Source organism: Agromyces sp. Marseille-Q5079 (assembly GCF_051016555.1).
Classification (GTDB): Bacteria; Actinomycetota; Actinomycetes; order Actinomycetales; family Microbacteriaceae; genus Agromyces.
Genome location: NZ_JBPEJF010000004.1, coordinates 398,979 through 416,329, shown reverse-complemented (window position 1 = coordinate 416,329; position 17,351 = coordinate 398,979). Strand labels below are relative to the sequence as shown.

Below are 17,351 nucleotides of genomic sequence, written 5' to 3'. Positions count from 1 at the left end.
AACGCTATCCGTCGGAGCCGGACTCCGCACGGGTGCGACGCGGCGCGTTCAGTTCGAGCGCACCCTGATGGTCGCGTGACGTTTCGGATCGCACCGCCGCAAGTAGGCGCGCCACTGGCCGTCCCAGAGCTCCCAGAACGGGTCGAAGGCCCCGGCGTCGCGAGTGAGGGCCCGAGGGCGTCGGACGTCCTCGCGCGCCTCGATCCAGATGCGCACGGCGGAGTGCCCCGTGTCCGCGACCCCGAACGCCCCGCAACCCTCGACGAGCAGCCCCGTTGCCGGGGCGACCGACCCCGTCGCGCCGCGGGCGTCGGCGACCCAGTCCCAACGCCCGTACCGAGCGGGAGCACCACGTCGCCACGGGGCGACGAGGGTGCGCGAGAGATCGTGGCGAGCCGCGTCGAGCCCGTTCCAGCCCGGGTACACGTCGTCGAGCCGCACCAGAGCGGGGGCGCGACCCGGCCACGCGCGCGTCAGCACGTCGGCGAAGGTCGACTTGCCGGAGCCGCTGGGACCGTCGACCAGCACGAGCGGCCGGCGGATGCCGCGCATCGCGGCGAGCACCCGCCGAGCCGGCGCGTCGAAGCCGGCGACGCGCGCCCGTCGCTCCCCGGACTCCTCAGGACCAGATGACATTCCAGCTCCCGACGAGGATGGCCACGCTCGCGGATGCGATCGCCACGAGGCATCCGACGACGATGACCAGCCACTCGACACGGCCGAAGTGGGCTTGCCTCGCCCAGGTGCGCTCGACCTCCGCGCCGAACCCGCGCGCCTCCATCGCGGTGGCGAGGATGCCGCCTCGGCGGATGGAGAGCACGAGCAGCGAGAAGGCCTGCCCGATGGTGCGCCGGATCGCCCCGGAATCGCCGACGCCGCGGGCTCGACGGGCGAGGTTCAGGGTGCGCCAGTCGTCGATCGCGGACCCCACGAGCCGCAACGCCGCCAGGGCTCCGAGGACGAACCTCGACGGCAGCTTCAGGGTCTGCGCGAGCCCGTCGGCCAGGTCGGTGGGGTCGATCGTGAGGAAGAGCACGACCGCCGGGAGGGCGATCGCGATGACGCGCACGGTCGTCGCGACGCCGATCTGCACGGAGCCCTCGGTCACGTGGATGACCCCGAAGTCCCAGAGCGTCTCGCCCGATGGGGCGCCGTAGAGCACCATGCTGATGCCCGTGAGCGGTGCGGCGATCCAGACCGGGAGGGTGCGCGGCGACCAGAGCACGCTGCCCAGCCCGACGAGCGTGAACACGAGGAGTTCGCAGACGATCGCGACGGTGGCCGAGACGATGTCGAGCGTGAGGATGAGCACGATGCTGAGCGGCACCGTCGCCGCGACCTTCGCGACGGGATTCACCTCGGCCAGGGGCAGTCCGGGACGGACGCTCGCGATACTCATGAGTTCCTCCCGCGGCCGGTCGCCTCGGAGACGGCAGGCGCAGCGGGCCCGAGGTCGAGTCGACGGTCGGCGACGGCCTCGATGAACGCGTCGTCGTGCGTGACCGCGACGATGCCGACGCCGTCGTCACGAAGCCCGACGAGCAGCTTCGCGAGCTCCCGCCAGGTGGTGGCGTCCTGCCCGAAGGTCGGCTCGTCCAGCACGAGCAGGCGTGGCCGCGTCGCGATGGCCGTGGCGACCGACAGCCGCCGCTTCTCCCCTCCGGACAGCGTGAACGGGTTCGCGCCCGCGAGGTGCTCGAGCCTGAGCACCGACAGCAGTTCGTCGATCCGGGTGCGACGCTCGGTCTCGGGGAGCTTGAGCGCGCGAGGGCCGACCTCGAGCTCGGCCCGCACCGAACCGGTGAGGAACTGATGCTCGGGACTCTGGAACACGGTGCTGATGCGGGCGAGCAGGTCGCGGGAGCGCCAGCGCCACGGCTCGCCGCGCAGCCCGGTCGCCAGCGTGCCGGATGCCGTGAGCCGTCCGTCGAGCGGCCGCAGGAGCCCCGCCAGGGTCAGTGCCAGGGTCGACTTCCCGACGCCGTTCGGTCCGGAGATCGCGAGGATCCGGCCTGCGTCGACGTGGACGTCGAGGCCCTCGCGAACCACGGCATCCGGCCTGCGCCCGATCGCGAGTGCCTCTCCGGCCAGCAGTCCGGATGCCGGGAGCGTCGGCCCGGGTGCCAGCCAGGGTCGTTCGTCGGGAAGCCAGACGCCGCCGTCGCGGAGCGTGGAACGCTGCGAGGCGAGCACGACGTCGGGAACGCCGTCGGCGAGCACACCACCTGCGCTCCCACCGCCGAGCACGATCACCCGATCGACGATCGGCAGCCAGACGGGCACTCGGTGCTCGATGACGATGAGCGTCGCGCCGGTCTCCTCGGCCACGCGAGCGACCGCGTCGCGCACGTCGCGGACGCCCTCGGGGTCGAGGTTCGCGGTCGGCTCGTCGAGCAGGATGAGGCCCGGACGCATCGCGAGCACGCCCGCGAGGGCGAGTCGCTGGCGCTGGCCTCCCGACAGCTCCGCGGTGGAGTGCTCGAATGGCAGGTCGAGTCCGACCGCGGAGAGCGCCTGGCCGACGCGCGACCAGATCTCCTCGCGGGGTACGCCGAGGTTCTCCAACCCGAACGCGACGTCGTCGCCGACCCGGGCCATGACGACCTGGGCATCGGGATCCTGCAGCACGAGGCCTGACCGGCCGCGCGCCGCCGAGGGACGCCGACCGTCGACGAGCAGCTCGCCGAGGTTCTCGCCGTCCTCGTCGCCGCCGAGCACACCGGCGATGCCGTGGAGCAGCGTCGACTTGCCGGCCCCGGATGCCCCGAGCAGGAGCACCCGTTCGCCGGGCCGGATGTCGAGATCCAGGTGCTGCACCGCCGGCGACCGCCGACCGGCATGCCGCCACCCCCAACCACGGGCCGTGACCGAGGCCGGGGCGGCGGGCGTGCGGACGCCCGTCACGTCAGACCGCCCGGAGCTCGCGCCCGGCTGCGAAGCGGTCGAGCGCGCCCGCGCGCGCGAGACCGCGCACGGCGAGCCAGGAGAGACCTCCGGCGATCGCCGCCCCTCCGACGACCGCCGACGCCGCGTAGATCGTGGCGAACAACGAAGCTGCGCCGGCGTAGTAGAGCACGAGGTCGTTGATCGCCATGGCGAGTCCGGCGGCCGCGCCGGCCAGCAGGGCCACGGGGAAGCGCCAGTACCGGTACAGGAAGATCGCGAAGACCAGTTCTGCGCCGATGCCCTGGACGAGGCCGGCCTCGATCGTGAGCAGGCCGCCCCACTGGCTGCCGATGAGGGCGGAGACGATCGCCGCGACGAGCTCGGTGTAGAGTGCGGCTCCGGGCTTGCGGATGATCAGCCCGCCGAGCACGCCGGCGACCACCCACAACGCCGCCGGCGCGGCCTGCAGGCCGGGCAGCAGGGCTTCGATGGGCGCGGAGATCGGGCCCCACACGACGCCCCACGCCCAGAAGACGACGCCGACGGCCACGCCGACGACGCTCGCCACGACGATGTCGACCACGCGCCAGCGGAGGTTGGGACGCTCGGGGCGTGCGGAGGAACCGGATGCCGCGGTCGCGGCGGATGATGTTGATGATGCGTGCACTGTCGTGCCCTCTCCCTCGATGAAAGCGGCACGGGTAATGAGATGCGAATGCCTCCCTGCGCTGGCATGACCCAGATCAGGTTCGACGGTCGAAGGTTGAGAACCTTCCTCTCAGCCCGGCTCACCGGACTCCCGTGTTCGAGATCAGCGTACACGCAGACGATCCCTCACGTTCACCGAACGCAGGGCGGCGAGCTGGGCGGCTCAGCGCTTGAGTGCGCGGATGACCGACTTCAGGGCGTGGCCGACCACGAAGATGAACGGCGTCGCGACCAGGACGAGGCCGATGATGTTCGGCTCGAACCGCACGCGCCCCTCTTCGCCCACGTAGGCGCCGAGCGGAATGGAGAGCCCCCCGCCGCCACCACCGCTGCCCTGCACGTTGTCGATCGCTCCGCCACTGCCGGCGCCGAAGCCGTAGTAGCCGAGCGCCACCGGGACGACCTTCACGCCGTCGATGTCGATCGTCTCGCCGTACGCGGTCTTCACGCCGACGCCGGCGACGGTCTCTGCAAGGTCCAGCACGAGTTCAGCCATGTGGCCACGCTACCGGCGCGCGGTCATGCCTACCAGCCCCACGCCGCGGCATTCGGGTCGAACGGCTCGTCGCCTCTGGCCGCGCGGCGCTGCTCGCGCTCCTGCTCACGTTGCACGAGCGCGGCGGGCCGCACCGCGCCCTTGCCGAACCGGGCGGTGACCTGGTCGATCGTGCGCTCGGCATCGCGCCACTCCTCATCGGGATCCCAGAGCATGGCGCCGGTGCCCGATTCGCGGAGGTTCTCAGCACGCACGCCGATGAGTCGCACGCGCGCGCCGTCGCCCACGAGGCCCTCGAGCGCCTCGGACGCCTCGTCGTAGATGCGGCGCGCGACGTCGGTGGGCTCGGCGAGGGTTCGCGACCGCGTGAGCGTGCGGAAGTCGCCGTAGCGGAGCTTCAGCGACACGGTGCGGGCGACGAGGCCCGCCTTGCGGAGCCGCACGGCGACGTTGCCCGAGAGCTGCAGGAGCTCGCGGCGGATCGCGACCGGGTCGGTGAGGTCGTGGCCGAATGTCTGCTCGTGCCCGATGCTGCGCTCGGTGCGGGTGGTGTGCACCTCGCGCGGGTCGTCGCCGACCGCGAGTCGCGCGAGGCGCCCCGCGAGCGCGGGGCCGACGGCCCTCACGAGCGCGTCGGCCGGCATCGCGGCCACGTCGCCGACCGTGCGGAGCCCGATGCGCGCGAGGGTCTCCTCGGTGACCTTGCCCACGCCCCAGAGCGCCGACACCGGCAGTGGATGCAGGAACGCGACCGTCTCGTGCGCCGGCACCACGAGCATCCCGTCTGGCTTGGACCTGCTCGAGGCGACCTTGGCGACGTACTTCGTCGCCGCGACCCCGATCGAGCAGGTGAGTCCCGTCTCGGCCTGCACCCGCTGGCGGATGGTCCAGGCGATCTCGGCGGGCGTGCCGTGCAGGCGTCGAGCACCCGAGACGTCGAGGAATGCCTCGTCGATGGAGAGCGGCTCGACGAGCGGCGTGATCTGTCCGAAGATCTCCATGACCCGCTTGGAGTACTCGGAGTACGCCGGGTAGTTGCCGCGCAGCACGACGGCGTTCGGACAGCGCTGCAGGGCGACGGACATCGGCATCGCCGAGTTGACCCCGTACCGGCGCGCCTCGTAGCTCGCGGCCGCCACGACGCCGCGACCCGCCGTTCCGCCGACGAGGACGGGCCTGCCGCGGAGCTCGGGGCGAGAGAGCAGCTCGACGGACACGAAGAAGGCGTCCATGTCGACGTGCAGGATCGGGGTCGCCGAATCGTCCACGGGCCCCGTGGTGACCTGCCTCGACGAGCCGTCCTGCTTGCTCACGGTGCGACCCTACGCCAGGCCACCGTCATCGCAGACCGGAGGCGTTCAGAACCCGAAGTCCCCGCCGAAATCTCCGCCGAAGTCACCGGATGCACCGGCATCGCCGGAGGCATCCGCGGATGTCTCCCCGGTACCGCCGGCGACGTCGCCGCCGAAGTCGGGCAGGAACTCCTGGACGAGCATCGAGCCGACCACGACGCCGATGATGGTGCCGAGCATCGAGCTGCCCATCATGGATCCGTACGACGGCACGCCGCGTCCGTTCGCGGCATCCGTCGACCTGAACGTGCGCTCCATGGTGCCCGGGGCGCGCAGCTCGGCGCGAGTGGCGGCCCTCGCGAGCGCCGAAGGCTCATCCGACACGAGCCGCTCGCCCACGGGCGCCTGCGCCGCGAGGGTGCTGAACACCTGCGCGCGCTGCGCGGGAGTGAGCTTGGCGAAGGCCTCGGCGTGCACGGCCTCGATCGTCTCGGGCGGCGCCGTGCGGAGCAGGTAGCGGTAGCGCTCGATCGCGCGCTCGTCCTCGGACTGCGGACGAGCCGGCGGCGGCACGGGCCGAGCCGCGCTGGGTGCGGGTGCGGGTGCGCCGAACAGTCGGTCAAGGAAACCCATGATGGCCTCGTCAATCGCTCAGGGGACCAACAGCTTAGGGTCGCAAGCCCGGAACCTGCTGGGAGCTCGACGGACTCCCCCAGTTCAACCGCCCACGGCGACGACGCGGTCGGCACCCCGGAGACGACCGGGGCGATGCCCGACCCTACGGTCGGACATCGCCCCTCAGCGGTGGTCTGGACTCACTCGGCCGTGGCGCGCTCCAGCACGAGTTCGCGCACGCGCGCGGCATCCGCCTTGCCCTGCATGGCCTTCATGACCGCACCGATGACAGCACCGGCGGCCTGCACCTTGCCGTCGCGGATCTTCTCCAGCACGTCGGGCTGCGAGGCCAGCGCCTGGTCGATCGCGGCGATGAGCGCCCCGTCGTCGGAGACGACCGCGAGCCCGCGGGCGTCGACGATCTCCTGCGGCGAGCCCTCGCCGGCGACGACGCCCTCGAGCACCTGACGGGCGAGGCGGTCGGTGAGCGTGCCGGCCTCGACGAGGGCCGCGAGCTCGGCGACGTGGACCGGCGACACCATGCTCGTGGCATCGCGGTCTGCGGCGTTCGCGAGACGGGCGATCTCACCCGTCCACCACTTGCGCGCGGCGGCGGGCGTGGCGCCGGCCGCGACGGTCTCGGCCAGCTCGTTCAACATGCCCGAGTTCGCCACGATCTGGAACTCGTCGTCGCTGAAGCCCCACTCGGCCTTCAGGCGCCGGCGGCGCGCCGCGGGTGCCTCGGGCAGCGCCGCACGCAGCTCCGCGATGAGTTCGGCCGACGGCACGACCGGCAGCAGGTCGGGCTCGGGGAAGTACCGGTAGTCGTCGGCGTCGGACTTCGGACGACCGGCGCTCGTGGCCCCCGTGTCCTCGTGCCAGTGCCGGGTCTCCTGCGTGATCGTTCCGCCGTCGGCGAGGATCGCGGCCTGCCGCTGGATCTCGTAGCGCACGGCCCGCTCGATCGAGCGGAACGAGTTCACGTTCTTCGTCTCGGTGCGCGTGCCGAGCTTCTCCTGGCCGCGCGGACGGAGCGACACGTTGGCATCGCAGCGCAGGTTGCCGCGCTCGAGGCGGGCCTCGGAGATGCCGAGCGAGAGGGCGATGTCCCGGATCGTCGACACATAGGCGCGCGCGAGCGCGGGCGCATCCGCCTCGGCCCCGAAGATCGGGCGCGTGACGATCTCGACGAGCGGCACGCCGGCGCGGTTGTAGTCGACGAGCGAGTACTCGGCGCCCTGGATGCGGCCGGTCGAGCCGCCCATGTGGGTGAGCTTGCCCGCGTCCTCCTCCATGTGCGCGCGCTCGATCGGGATCTGGAAGACCCGGCCGTTCTCGAGCTCGACCTCGACCTCGCCGTCGAACGCGATCGGCTCGTCGTACTGCGAGATCTGGTAGTTCTTGGCGAGGTCGGGGTAGAAGTAGTTCTTGCGGGCGAACCGGCTCGAGGGCGCGATCTCGCAGCCGAGCGCGAGGCCCAGCGAGATCGAGGACCGCACGGCGTCGCCGTTCACGACGGGCAGCGACCCGGGCAGGCCCAGGCACACCGGCGTGATCAACGTGTTCGGCTCGGCGTCGTGGAACGCCGGGTTGGCGGGGTTCGGCGCCGACGAGAACATCTTCGTCATGGTGTTCAGCTCGACGTGCACCTCGAGCCCGATGACCGGTTCGAAGAGCTCGAGCGCCTTGTCGAAGTCCATGAGTGCCGCGCGGGCCATCAGATCACACCTTCCTCGGCCGCAGCCATCTCATGCGAAGACAGGTCGGGAGCGCGGTTCAGCAGCGGCCCGCCCCACTCGGCCTCGAGCAGTCGCTCGAGTGCACCGCCGACGTTGTAGAGACGCGCATCCTGCCGCGCGGGCGCGAGGAACTGGATGCCGACGGGCAGGCCGTCTTCGGGCGCGAGACCCGACGGCAGCGAGATGCCCGGGACGCCGGCGAGGTTCGCCGGAATGGTGGCGACGTCGTTGAGGTACATCGCCAGCGGGTCGTCGAGCTTCTCGCCGAGCCTGAACGCCGTGGTCGGCGCCGTGGGCGTGGCGAGCACGTCGACCTTCGCGAAGGCGTTCTCGAAGTCGCGCTGCACGAGCGTGCGCACCTTCTGCGCGCTGCCGTAGTAGGCGTCGTAGTACCCGGCGGACAGGGCGTACGTGCCGAGGATGATGCGTCGCTTCACCTCGGGGCCGAAGCCCGCCTCACGCGTCGCGGCCATGACCTGCTCGACCGTGCCGCCGCCCTCGGGCGTGACCCGCAGGCCGAAGCGCACGGAGTCGAACTTCGCGAGGTTCGAGGACGCCTCGGCGGGGAGGATCAGGTAGTACGCCGCGATCGCGTACTCGAAGTTCGGGGCGTCGATCTCGACGATCTCGGCGCCGTTGCGCTCGAGCAGCGCGAGCGACTCGTGGAAGCGCGAGCGAACACCCGCCTGCACGCCGTCGGAGTCGAGCTGCTTGACGACGCCGATGCGCACGCCCGAGACATCCGCTCGGCGCACCGCGTCGGCCATCGACGGCCAGGTCTCGGGGATCGAGGTGGAGTCGTGCGGGTCGTGCCCGGCGATGACGTCCTGCAGCAGGGCGGCATCGAGCACCGTGCGGGTGACCGGGCCGATCTGGTCGAGCGACGAGGCGAGCGCGATGGAACCGTACCGGCTCACCGCACCGTAGGTGGGCTTGACGCCGACGGTGCCGGTGACGTGGGCGGGCTGGCGGATCGAACCGCCCGTGTCGCTGCCGAGCGCCAGCGGCGCCTCGAACGCGGCGACGGATGCCGCCGAGCCGCCGCCCGAACCACCGGGGATGCGCTCGAGGTCCCACGGGTTGTGGGTCGGTCCGTAGGCCGAGTGCTCGGTGGAGGAGCCCATCGCGAACTCGTCCATGTTGGTCTTGCCGAGCGGGATCATGCCCGCCTCGCGCACGAGGCGCACCGGCGTGGCGTCGTACGGCGGGATCCAGCCCTCGAGGATGCGCGAGCCGGCCGTCGAGGGCATGCCCTCGGTGACGAGCACGTCCTTGATGGCGATCGGAACGCCCGCGAGCGGTCCGAGGGACTCGCCCGCGGCACGGCGGCGGTCGACCTCGGCCGCAGCCTCGAGCGCACCCTCGTTCACGTGCAGGAAGGCGTGCACGGCGCCGTCGACCGCGGCGATGCGATCGAGGTGAGCACGGGTGGCCTCGACCGACGAGACCTCGCCCGCGGCGATCTTGCGGCCGAGTTCGGCGGCGGTCAGGCGGATGATCTCGCTCACTGCTCCTCCCCCAGGATCGCCGACACGACGAAGCGCGAGCCATCGGCCTCGGGCGCTCCGGCGACGGCCTGCTCGGCCGTCAGCACGTCGTCGCCGAGCACGTCGGCGCGGAACACGTTCTGCATCGGGATCGGGTGGCTCGTGGGCGGCACGTCGGGCGTCGCCACTTCGCCGACCGTCTCGACCGCCTGCATGATCTGGCCGAGCTCCGTCGTGAGGTGCGCGATCTCTTCTTCGGTGAGCGCGATGCGTGCGAGGTTCGCGAGATGCGCGACCTGCTCCGCCGTGATTTCGGACATGCTGCTCCGTCGTCTCGTGATGGGGATGGTTCGATTCTATCGGCGGCGGGCCGTGCAGCGCGTCGGCCTATCCCTGCACGCCGAAGAGCCCCTCACCGTACTTGTGCAGCAGCCGGTACGCGTCCGCGTAGGTCTCGGGCTCGGGCTCGTCAGCCTGGCCGAATCGCGCCAGCAGCATGCCGAGCAGGCCCCGCGCCGGCGGGCTCAACGGCTTGTCCTTGTGGGCGTGGGCGGGGTGCGGCGCCTCGGCCTGCGGGTTCGGCGGCAGGAACTGCGGCGTGGTCGACGGCCAGGTCGACGGATGCCGCGGCGTGTCGAGGTTGACCGCGCTGAACAGGTTGTTGGCTCCCGCGTCGCGTCGCGTGAGCGGCTTCAGTCCGTGCAGGCGCGAGAGCGTGGCGATCACCGCGGCGTGGTGCATCTCGTCGTGCACGATCGTGCCCGCCCGGGTGTAGGCCGAGACCGCGATGGCGGGCACGCGGCATCCGAGGCGGTCGAACTCGAAGCCCATCTCGCCTGGATCCGCGTCCTCGTGGGGCGGGATCGCGGCCGGCGGCGGCACGTGGTCGTACGTGCCGCCGTGCTCGTCGAACGTGATGAGCAGGAGGGTGTTCAGCGCGTTGGAACCGGTGGGACTCGCACTGGACTTGACGGCGTCGTAGATGCGGTGGACGAGCAGCTCCCCCGCGCGCACGTCGGACACCGCACTGTCGACGATCTCGGTGCCGTCGACCTCGGATTCCCGCAGCTTGCCGAACGGCGGATGGAAGTCGTTGTGGTTGTAGACCATGCGCGGCTCGATGAACGCGTAGACGGGGAGGGCGCCCGTGCGCACATCCTCGTAGAACCGGTCCATCGTGGCGAAGTGGTCGGTACGCCAGTACTTCTCGAGCACCGGGGCGTGCAGCACTCCCGTGAACGAGACGAGCTGGAGCTCGTCGAAGTAGATGCGCCAGTCGAGGCCCGCGTCCTCGAGGCGGTTGAAGACGGTCGGCGCCGGGTCGGCGTCGATCCACTTCTCGTAGCCTCCGCCGTGCTTGTTCGTGACGAAGCCGTGCGACGTCGACGCATGGAAGAACGAACGGTTGCAGAAGGTCTGCGACGGGACGCCGCAGTGCCACGCGTCGTAGACGGCGAAGTTCTTCGCGAGGGTGGACAGCACCGGGAGCATCTCGGGCGAGAACGAGCCCATGATCTGGCCCGCCTCGCCGGCGGTGGGCTCGGCGCCCTTCTTCAGGCGCTCGTAGTTGATGACGTAGTCGGTGAGGAACCCCTCCATGGTGGGCGTCCGGCCGGGCGGAGGCGCGTTGTACGGCGCCTCCATGTCGCCGACCTCGATCTCGGAGTTCGACGCGGGGTCGACGATGCCGAAGAGCTGGGTGTTGACGTGCGGGTACTCCTCGCCCGGATCGGGGTTCGGCTTGCCCATGATCTCGTCGGTCGTCCCGGCGTACACGTGCACGGGCACCGCGGTGCCGTCGGGGCCGGTGTTCGCGTAGTGGCCGAAGGCGAGTCCGTCGAATCGCTGCCCCTCGGGCACGTCGTCGGGCGAGTACAGCCAGCCGAGGAGGTTGTCGAAGGAACGGTTCTCGCCCATGACGACGACGACGTGGTCGAATCCCGCCTTCTCGCGAGGCGCGAGGGCCGCGAAGTCGTCGGCGCCCTGCGCGAAGCCGCGTGCCTGCCCGACCGCGAGTCCGGCCGCCGCACCTCCGCCGGCGCCGACCACCGCGCCCGCGGCCGCGGCGCTCCCGATCTTCAGGAAGTCGCGACGGGAGGTGCCGTCATCGCCGTTCGTCGGCTGCCGGCCGCCCCTGCCGGTCTCCGATCGCCCGCGCACATCGTCCCCCACGATCGCCCCCTTCGCCTCGTTCGGTCGTGCTCGCCCGGTCAGCCGTCGAGCGCTGCCGGCCCCTCGGTGACGAGCACCGCGAACTGCGCGGCGTCGAGCACGCGCACGCCGAGCTCTTCGGCCTTCGCGAGCTTGGACCCTGCCCCGGGCCCGGCCGCGACGAAATCGGTCTTCTTCGACACGCTCGAGGCGGCCTTTCCGCCGGCGGCGATGATGGCCTCCTGTGCGCCCTCGCGGGTGAACCCCTCGAGCGACCCGGTCGCGACGATCGTGAGGCCTGCCAGGACGCCACCCGCCTCCGCAGCGGCTCCGGGCCCCGGATGCCCCGGGGTCGAGAACTGCACGCCGGCCGCACTCCACCGCTCGACGATGTCACGGTGCCATTCGACGTCGAACCATTCGACGAGCGAGTCGGCGATGATGCCGCCGACGCCGTCGACCTCGGCGAGCTCGTCGCGGGATGCCGCGCGCACGGCGTCGAGCGAGCCGAACCAGTCGGCCAGCGCCCTCGCGGCGACCGGCCCGACGTGCCGGATGTTCAGCGAGACCAGGAGCCGCCACAGGGGCTTGGTCTTGGCCTTCTCGAGCTCGGCGAGGAGCTTGGTCGCCGCCTCGGACGGGCGCACCTCGCGGAAGTCCTTCCGAACGCCGGCCGCCCGCCGTTCGGCCGGCGAGAGGTCTTCGGTGCCCGGCGGGTAGGTCGCCGGACCGAGCTTCTGGAACGGCGCGCGCCGCACCGGGAGTCCGGACTCCTCGTCGATCTTGGGCTCACCGGTCTCGGCATCGCGGACGACCACCTCGATGGGCACGAGCTCGTCGAGGCTCAGCTCGAACAATCGCGCCTCGGTCGCCAACGGCGGCAGCTCGGGTACGGCCGGCTGCGTCAGGGCGGCGGCCGTGACCTCGCCGAGCGCCTCGATGTCGAGCGCCCCTCGCGACCCGATGTGCTCGACGCGGCCCCGCACCTGGGCCGGGCAGGCACGGGCGTTCGGGCACCGGAGGTCGATGTCGCCCTCCTTCATGGCGCGGAGCTCCGTGCCGCACTCGGGGCAGAGCTCGGGCATGTGCCACTCGACCTCGGTGCCGTCGCGGAGCTGCTCGACCGCGCCCAGGATCTCGGGGATGACGTCGCCGGCCTTGCGCAGCACGACCGTGTCGCCGATGAGCACGCCCTTGGCCCGGACGACCTGCTGGTTGTGCAGGGTGGCCTGGCGCACGGTGCTGCCCGCGACCTTCACCGGCTCCATGACCGCGTACGGGGTCGCCCGCCCGGTGCGCCCGACCCCGACGATGATGTCGAGCAACCGGGTGTGCACCTCTTCGGGCGGGTACTTGTACGCGATCGCCCACCGGGGCGCACGACTGGTGGCACCGAGCTCGTCGTGCAGCGCCAGTTCGTCGATCTTCACGACGATGCCGTCGATCTCGTGCTCGACGTCGTGCCGGTGCTCGCCGCGCTCGGCGATGTACCCGGCGACCTCGTCGACGCTCGCGAAGACGCGGGAGTGCGGCGAGACGGGCAGGCCCCAGGACGCGAGCAGCGCGTAGATCTCGGACTGCGCCGCCACGTCGGGATGCGCCCATGCGCCGATGCCGTGCAGGTACATCGAGAGTCGCCCCAGACGTTCGCGCATGAGCGCGAGGTCGGCGTCGCTCTTGTTCTCGCGGCGTTGCCGGAGGCTGCCGGCCGCCGTGTTGCGAGCGTTGGCGAACTCGGCGTACCTCGTGGGGATCGCGTCGGCCGGGCGCCCCTTCGCGACCCATTCGGTCTCGAAGGCCGCCTGGAGTTCATGCTGACGCACGTTGAGGGCCTCGAAATCGGTCGTGCGGAGGAACACCTCGCCGCGCACCTCGAAGAAGTCGGGGTACCCCGAGCCCTCGAGCCGTCGCGGGATCACCGGGATCAGGTCGACGTTCTCGGTGATGTCCTCGCCGACGCGACCGTCGCCGCGCGTGGTCGCCGTCTCGAGCACGCCGTCTCGGTACGCGAGGCTGATCGCGAGCCCGTCGATCTTCAGTTCGCTGAGCCAGTGCACCCGCCGACCGGCGGACGCCTCGGCCTTCGCGGCCCAGTCGCGGAACTCGTCGATGGAGAACACGTTGTCGAGACTGAGCATGCGCTCGGCGTGCTCGTGCTCGGGGAAGCCCGAGGCGACGACGGCAGCCCCGACCTGCTGCGTCGGGCTGTCCTGCCCGGCGAGTTCGGGGAAGGCCCGTTCGATCGCCTCGAGGCGGTGGAAGGCCTCGTCGTACTCGGCGTCGGAGAGCGGTGAATCGCCGTCGCCGTAGTAGGCGAGCCGGGCCCCCTCGATGCGCGCCGTGAGCGCCTCGGCCTCGGCGCGGGCCGTCTCGAACTCGGTGGGCAGGTCTGACTCAACGGGGATCTCGCTCACACCGCAATCCTAGGAGGCACCCCCGACGTCGCGAGGGAACCCTCGCGGCTCGCGGACGCGCCCGTGGGAACGGGCGGCACGACCCGCCGCCCGTTCCCGCATCGCAGGCCGCGCGGTCACGACCGATCGTCGAACCCGGCCCGGTCCACGCGGCGGTGGTAGCGGGTGCCCGACATCCCGCCGAGCACCGCCCCGGCGAGGCTGGAGACCAGCACGATGGCCGAGGTGATCAGTCCGACGACCGTGAACTCCTCGGCGCTCATGCTGATGCGCGGGTAGAGGTCGGCGTTCGAGAGCACGTCGACCTGGCTGCCGATGATCACGCTCACGAGCGAGACGACGATCGCGATGACGAGCGCCCAGACCCAGACGGCGAGCCCCTGGACGGCGCCGTTGAAGCGCGCCATGCGCGCGGCGACGTAGCCGCCGCACCAGTACGACACGAGCAGGATCACGGCGAACACCGCCACGGCGAACCAGCCGAGGCTCTCGGAGGCGACCCCGGTGACCACCACGGCCCGGTCGGGCGCGTCGAAGCCGAGCACGGCGCCGATGCCGGCGACCGCACCCGTGAGGATCGCGGCCGTGCCGGTCGCGGTCAGCCAGCCGAAGAGCGCCGAGCCGAGCTTCACCCCGCCGAACGCCTCCCGCTGCCGGCCGACCACGATCCGCCGGGCGGCGGCGCCGCGCAGGGCGTCGTCATCGGCGGCGACGAGTGCGCCGGATTCCGCCGAGCCGGCGTGCGCCTCGGTACCGGGGTCGCGCGACTCGGTCGCCGGCGCCGGTGCGCTCGGGTCGGACTCGACGGCCGGCACCACGACGGTGTCCTGCTGGTCGGTCGTCGCGTCGTTTCGCCCGTCTGCGCGGTGGTCGATGACGGCGGTGGTCGATGCCGGACGTTCCGCGTCTCGGCCTTCGGGAACTCGGGGGGTGCTCACGGGGTCCTCCTCGGGTGGGCGCCGGCCGGGTGCCGGCGTCCGCGCCAATCTATTGGACCCGATGACCTCCGGACTGGGCCTTGACACCACCCTCGCCGCACCGGTATTTCACGCGCGAACCGAGGTGATCGGATGCCGGTGCGACGACGCGGTTCGCGCCTCGGACCATCGCGGAGCGGTCGTCAGGCCCGAACGGGCACGGCGTCGACCGGCACCGCACTGACCGTGCGGTCGATCGTGAACTGCCCGAGCACACGCGTGCCGACGTAGATCACGGCGGTCTGCCCGGGGGCGACCCCGTCGAGCGGGGTCTCGGGGGTCACGACGAGCTCGTCGTCGACGAGCACGGCGACGGCCGGCACGGGGTCGGCGTGCGCGCGGATCTGCACCTCGCACGCGAACTCGGTCGACGGGTCGGCAGGCGCGAGCCCGGCCCACGAGAACCTCGACCCGGCGATGACGCCGATCGCGAGCGCCTCCTTGGGTCCGACGACGACCGTGTTCTCCTTGGGGCGCACCTCGAGCACGAAGCGCGGCTTGCCGTCGGCCGCGGGCGTGCCGAGCCGCATGCCGCGGCGCTGGCCGACCGTGAACGCGTGCGCTCCCTCGTGCGATCCGACGACGGCGCCCGTGCGGTCGACGATGTCGCCCGTCTCGGTGCCGACGCGCTCGGCGAGCCAGCCCTTCGTGTCGCCGTCGGGGATGAAGCAGATGTCGTACGAGTCGGGCTTCTGCGCGACCGACAGCCCGCGCTCGGCGGCCTCGGCGCGCACGAGCGCCTTGGAGGGCGTGTCGCCGAGGGGGAAGTAGGCGTGCGCGAGCTGCTCGGCCGTGAGGACGCCGAGCACGTAGCTCTGGTCCTTGGCCTCGGCGCTCGCCCGGTGCAACTCGCGGTTGCCCGCGGCATCCGTCGTGATCTTGGCGTAGTGGCCCGTGGCGACGGCGTCGAAGCCGAGCGCGAGCGCCTTCTCGAGGAGCGCGGCGAACTTGATGCGCTCGTTGCAGCGCATGCACGGGTTCGGGGTGCGCCCGGCCGAGTACTCGGCGACGAAGTCGTCGACGACGTCGGCCTTGAAGCGCTCGGAGAAGTCCCACACGTAATACGGGATGCCGAGCATGTTCGCGGCGCGCTGGGCGTCCATCGAGTCCTCGATGGTGCAGCAGCCGCGGCTGCCGGTGCGCAGGGTGCCGGGCATGCGGCTGAGCGCCAGGTGCACGCCGACGACCTCGTGCCCGGCCTCGACCGCGCGCGCGGCCGCGACGGCGCTGTCGACGCCACCACTCATCGCTGCAAGGACCTTCACCGTTCCAGTGTAGGCAGACCACCTGAGCGGATGCCCCGCGGCGAGCGCGTCAGCGGTCGAACGAGGTCGCGCGGGCCGCGAGCCCGGCCTTCAACGCCTGGGCGTGCGCGGCCGGGAGTGCCGTGAGGAATGCGTCGACGTCGGCCTCGGTGGAGTCGTGGCCGAGCGTGATGCGCAGCGCCCCGCGCGCGTCGGCCTCGCTGCGGCCCATGGCCATGAGCACGTGCGAGGGTTCGGGCACGCCGGCCTGGCACGCCGAGCCCGTCGAGACGGCGACGCCCGCGGCATCGAGCAGGAACAGCAGCGAGTCGCCTTCGCAACCGTCGAACGAGAAGTGCACGTTGCCGGGCAGTCGGCCGGCGGGGTCGGGGTCGCCCGAGAGCCGCACCCCGTCGACTGCGGCGAGCGCGCCCGCGATGAGCCGGTCGCGGAGGCTCGCCATGCGCGCGGCATCGGCTTCGAGGCCCGCGTGCACGGCGTCGGCAGCAGCGGCGAAGGCTGCGGCGGCCGCCACGTCCTGCGTGCCGGAGCGCACCTTGCGCTGCTGTCCGCCGCCGTGGATGAGGGGTTCGAGTGCGGCGGAGCGGTCGAGCACGAGTGCGCCGATGCCGGCCGGGCCGCCGATCTTGTGCGCCGAGACGCTGAGGGCGACGAGTCCGGCCCCGTGAGGTGCGGCGGTCGCACGGCGGATGGCGCGCACGTCGATGGGCACCTGACCGTAGGCCGCGATCGCGTCCACGTGCAGCGGCACGCCCGCGGCGGCGGTGAGCCGGGCGATCTCCTCGACGGGCTGGATCGTGCCGACCTCGTTGTTGGCCCAGAGCATCGTGACGAGGGCGACGGATGCCGCGTCGCGGCGGAGCATCCGCTCGAACTCGTCGACCCGCACACGTCCGACCGCGTCGAGCGGCACCTCCTCGACGACGGCGCCCTCGTGCACGGCGAGCCACTCGACGGTGTCGACGGTCGCGTGGTGCTCCCCCGCCGGAACGAGGATGCGCGGGCGGGCACCGCCGGGTGCGCTCGCCTGCCTGCTCCACCAGAGGCCCTTGATCGCGAGGTTCACCGCCTCGGTGCCGTTGCCGGTGAGGATCACCTCGATGCCGTCGACGCCGAGCGTCGCGGCGATGCGTTCGCGGGACTCCTCGAGGACGCGCTTGGCGTTCTGCCCGGCGCTGTGGATCGACGCGGGATTGCCGACGAGCCGCATGGCGTGGACCATGGCCTCGACGGCCTCCGCCCGCATGGGCGTGGTCGCCGCGTGGTCGAGGTAGACCGCCATGCGCATTCCCTTCGCTCGCCTCGAACTACTCTAGATCGC

General features: G+C 71.9%; 15 protein-coding genes and 1 riboswitch. All 15 genes read right to left on the bottom strand.

The annotated features are described in order from the left end of the window. Nucleotides 1-48 precede the first annotated feature (48 nt). Nucleotides 49-636 carry an ATP-binding protein gene (locus tag ACR3IO_RS12525; RefSeq protein WP_434071533.1) on the bottom strand — a complete coding sequence of 196 codons (588 nt, stop codon included), beginning with the start codon at nucleotides 634-636 and terminating at the stop codon, nucleotides 49-51. Then, complete coding sequence (locus tag ACR3IO_RS12520; protein ID WP_434071532.1) at nucleotides 620-1,399, bottom strand: energy-coupling factor transporter transmembrane component T family protein; 780 nt, start codon at nucleotides 1,397-1,399, stop codon at nucleotides 620-622. The genes ACR3IO_RS12525 and ACR3IO_RS12520 overlap by 17 nt, the downstream gene beginning before the upstream one ends. Next, nucleotides 1,396-2,817, bottom strand: a complete 1,422-nt coding sequence (locus ACR3IO_RS12515) for an ABC transporter ATP-binding protein (RefSeq protein WP_434071531.1) — start codon at nucleotides 2,815-2,817, stop codon at nucleotides 1,396-1,398. The genes ACR3IO_RS12520 and ACR3IO_RS12515 overlap by 4 nt, the downstream gene beginning before the upstream one ends. An 88-nt stretch (nucleotides 2,818-2,905) precedes the next feature. Next, on the bottom strand, nucleotides 2,906-3,553 hold the full coding sequence (locus ACR3IO_RS12510) for an ECF transporter S component (RefSeq protein WP_434071530.1): 648 nt from the start codon (nucleotides 3,551-3,553) through the stop codon (nucleotides 2,906-2,908). Nucleotides 3,554-3,589: 36 nt separating this feature from the next. Next, nucleotides 3,590-3,690: riboswitch (TPP riboswitch) on the bottom strand. Between the two features lie 67 nt (nucleotides 3,691-3,757). Next, entirely contained in the window at nucleotides 3,758-4,090 is a 333-nt protein-coding gene (locus tag ACR3IO_RS12505; RefSeq protein WP_434071529.1) for a hypothetical protein, read from the bottom strand. Nucleotides 4,091-4,119: 29 nt separating this feature from the next. After that, complete coding sequence (locus tag ACR3IO_RS12500; RefSeq protein WP_434071528.1) at nucleotides 4,120-5,403, bottom strand: DNA polymerase IV; 1,284 nt, start codon at nucleotides 5,401-5,403, stop codon at nucleotides 4,120-4,122. 45 nt (nucleotides 5,404-5,448) lie between these two features. Then, nucleotides 5,449-6,015, bottom strand: coding sequence for a hypothetical protein (locus ACR3IO_RS12495; protein ID WP_434071527.1), 567 nt, complete (start codon nucleotides 6,013-6,015; stop codon nucleotides 5,449-5,451). Nucleotides 6,016-6,197: 182 nt separating this feature from the next. Further along, nucleotides 6,198-7,715 carry an Asp-tRNA(Asn)/Glu-tRNA(Gln) amidotransferase subunit GatB gene (gene gatB, locus ACR3IO_RS12490; RefSeq protein ID WP_434071526.1) on the bottom strand — a complete coding sequence of 506 codons (1,518 nt, stop codon included), beginning with the start codon at nucleotides 7,713-7,715 and terminating at the stop codon, nucleotides 6,198-6,200. Next, nucleotides 7,715-9,244 (bottom strand): Asp-tRNA(Asn)/Glu-tRNA(Gln) amidotransferase subunit GatA, encoded by a 1,530-nt coding sequence (gene gatA / locus ACR3IO_RS12485; RefSeq protein ID WP_434071525.1) that lies wholly within the window; start codon nucleotides 9,242-9,244, stop codon nucleotides 7,715-7,717. The genes gatB and gatA overlap by 1 nt, the downstream gene beginning before the upstream one ends. Further along, nucleotides 9,241-9,543 carry an Asp-tRNA(Asn)/Glu-tRNA(Gln) amidotransferase subunit GatC gene (gatC, locus tag ACR3IO_RS12480; RefSeq protein WP_434071524.1) on the bottom strand — a complete coding sequence of 101 codons (303 nt, stop codon included), beginning with the start codon at nucleotides 9,541-9,543 and terminating at the stop codon, nucleotides 9,241-9,243. The genes gatA and gatC overlap by 4 nt, the downstream gene beginning before the upstream one ends. Before the next feature lie 67 nt (nucleotides 9,544-9,610). Beyond that, a complete protein-coding gene (locus ACR3IO_RS12475) occupies nucleotides 9,611-11,395 on the bottom strand; it encodes an alkaline phosphatase family protein (RefSeq protein ID WP_434071523.1) in 1,785 nt (594 codons plus the stop codon). A gap of 38 nt (nucleotides 11,396-11,433) precedes the next feature. Beyond that, nucleotides 11,434-13,779, bottom strand: a complete 2,346-nt coding sequence (ligA, locus tag ACR3IO_RS12470) for an NAD-dependent DNA ligase LigA (RefSeq protein ID WP_434071570.1) — start codon at nucleotides 13,777-13,779, stop codon at nucleotides 11,434-11,436. 125 nt (nucleotides 13,780-13,904) lie between these two features. Beyond that, on the bottom strand, nucleotides 13,905-14,726 hold the full coding sequence (locus ACR3IO_RS12465; RefSeq protein ID WP_434071522.1) for a TIGR04086 family membrane protein: 822 nt from the start codon (nucleotides 14,724-14,726) through the stop codon (nucleotides 13,905-13,907). Between the two features lie 182 nt (nucleotides 14,727-14,908). Continuing rightward, a complete protein-coding gene (gene mnmA, locus ACR3IO_RS12460; RefSeq protein WP_434071521.1) occupies nucleotides 14,909-16,030 on the bottom strand; it encodes a tRNA 2-thiouridine(34) synthase MnmA in 1,122 nt (373 codons plus the stop codon). A 49-nt stretch (nucleotides 16,031-16,079) separates the two neighbouring features. Beyond that, nucleotides 16,080-17,312: a cysteine desulfurase family protein gene (locus tag ACR3IO_RS12455; protein ID WP_434071520.1), complete on the bottom strand. Its 1,233-nt coding sequence runs from the start codon at nucleotides 17,310-17,312 to the stop codon at nucleotides 16,080-16,082. Nucleotides 17,313-17,351 lie beyond the last annotated feature (39 nt).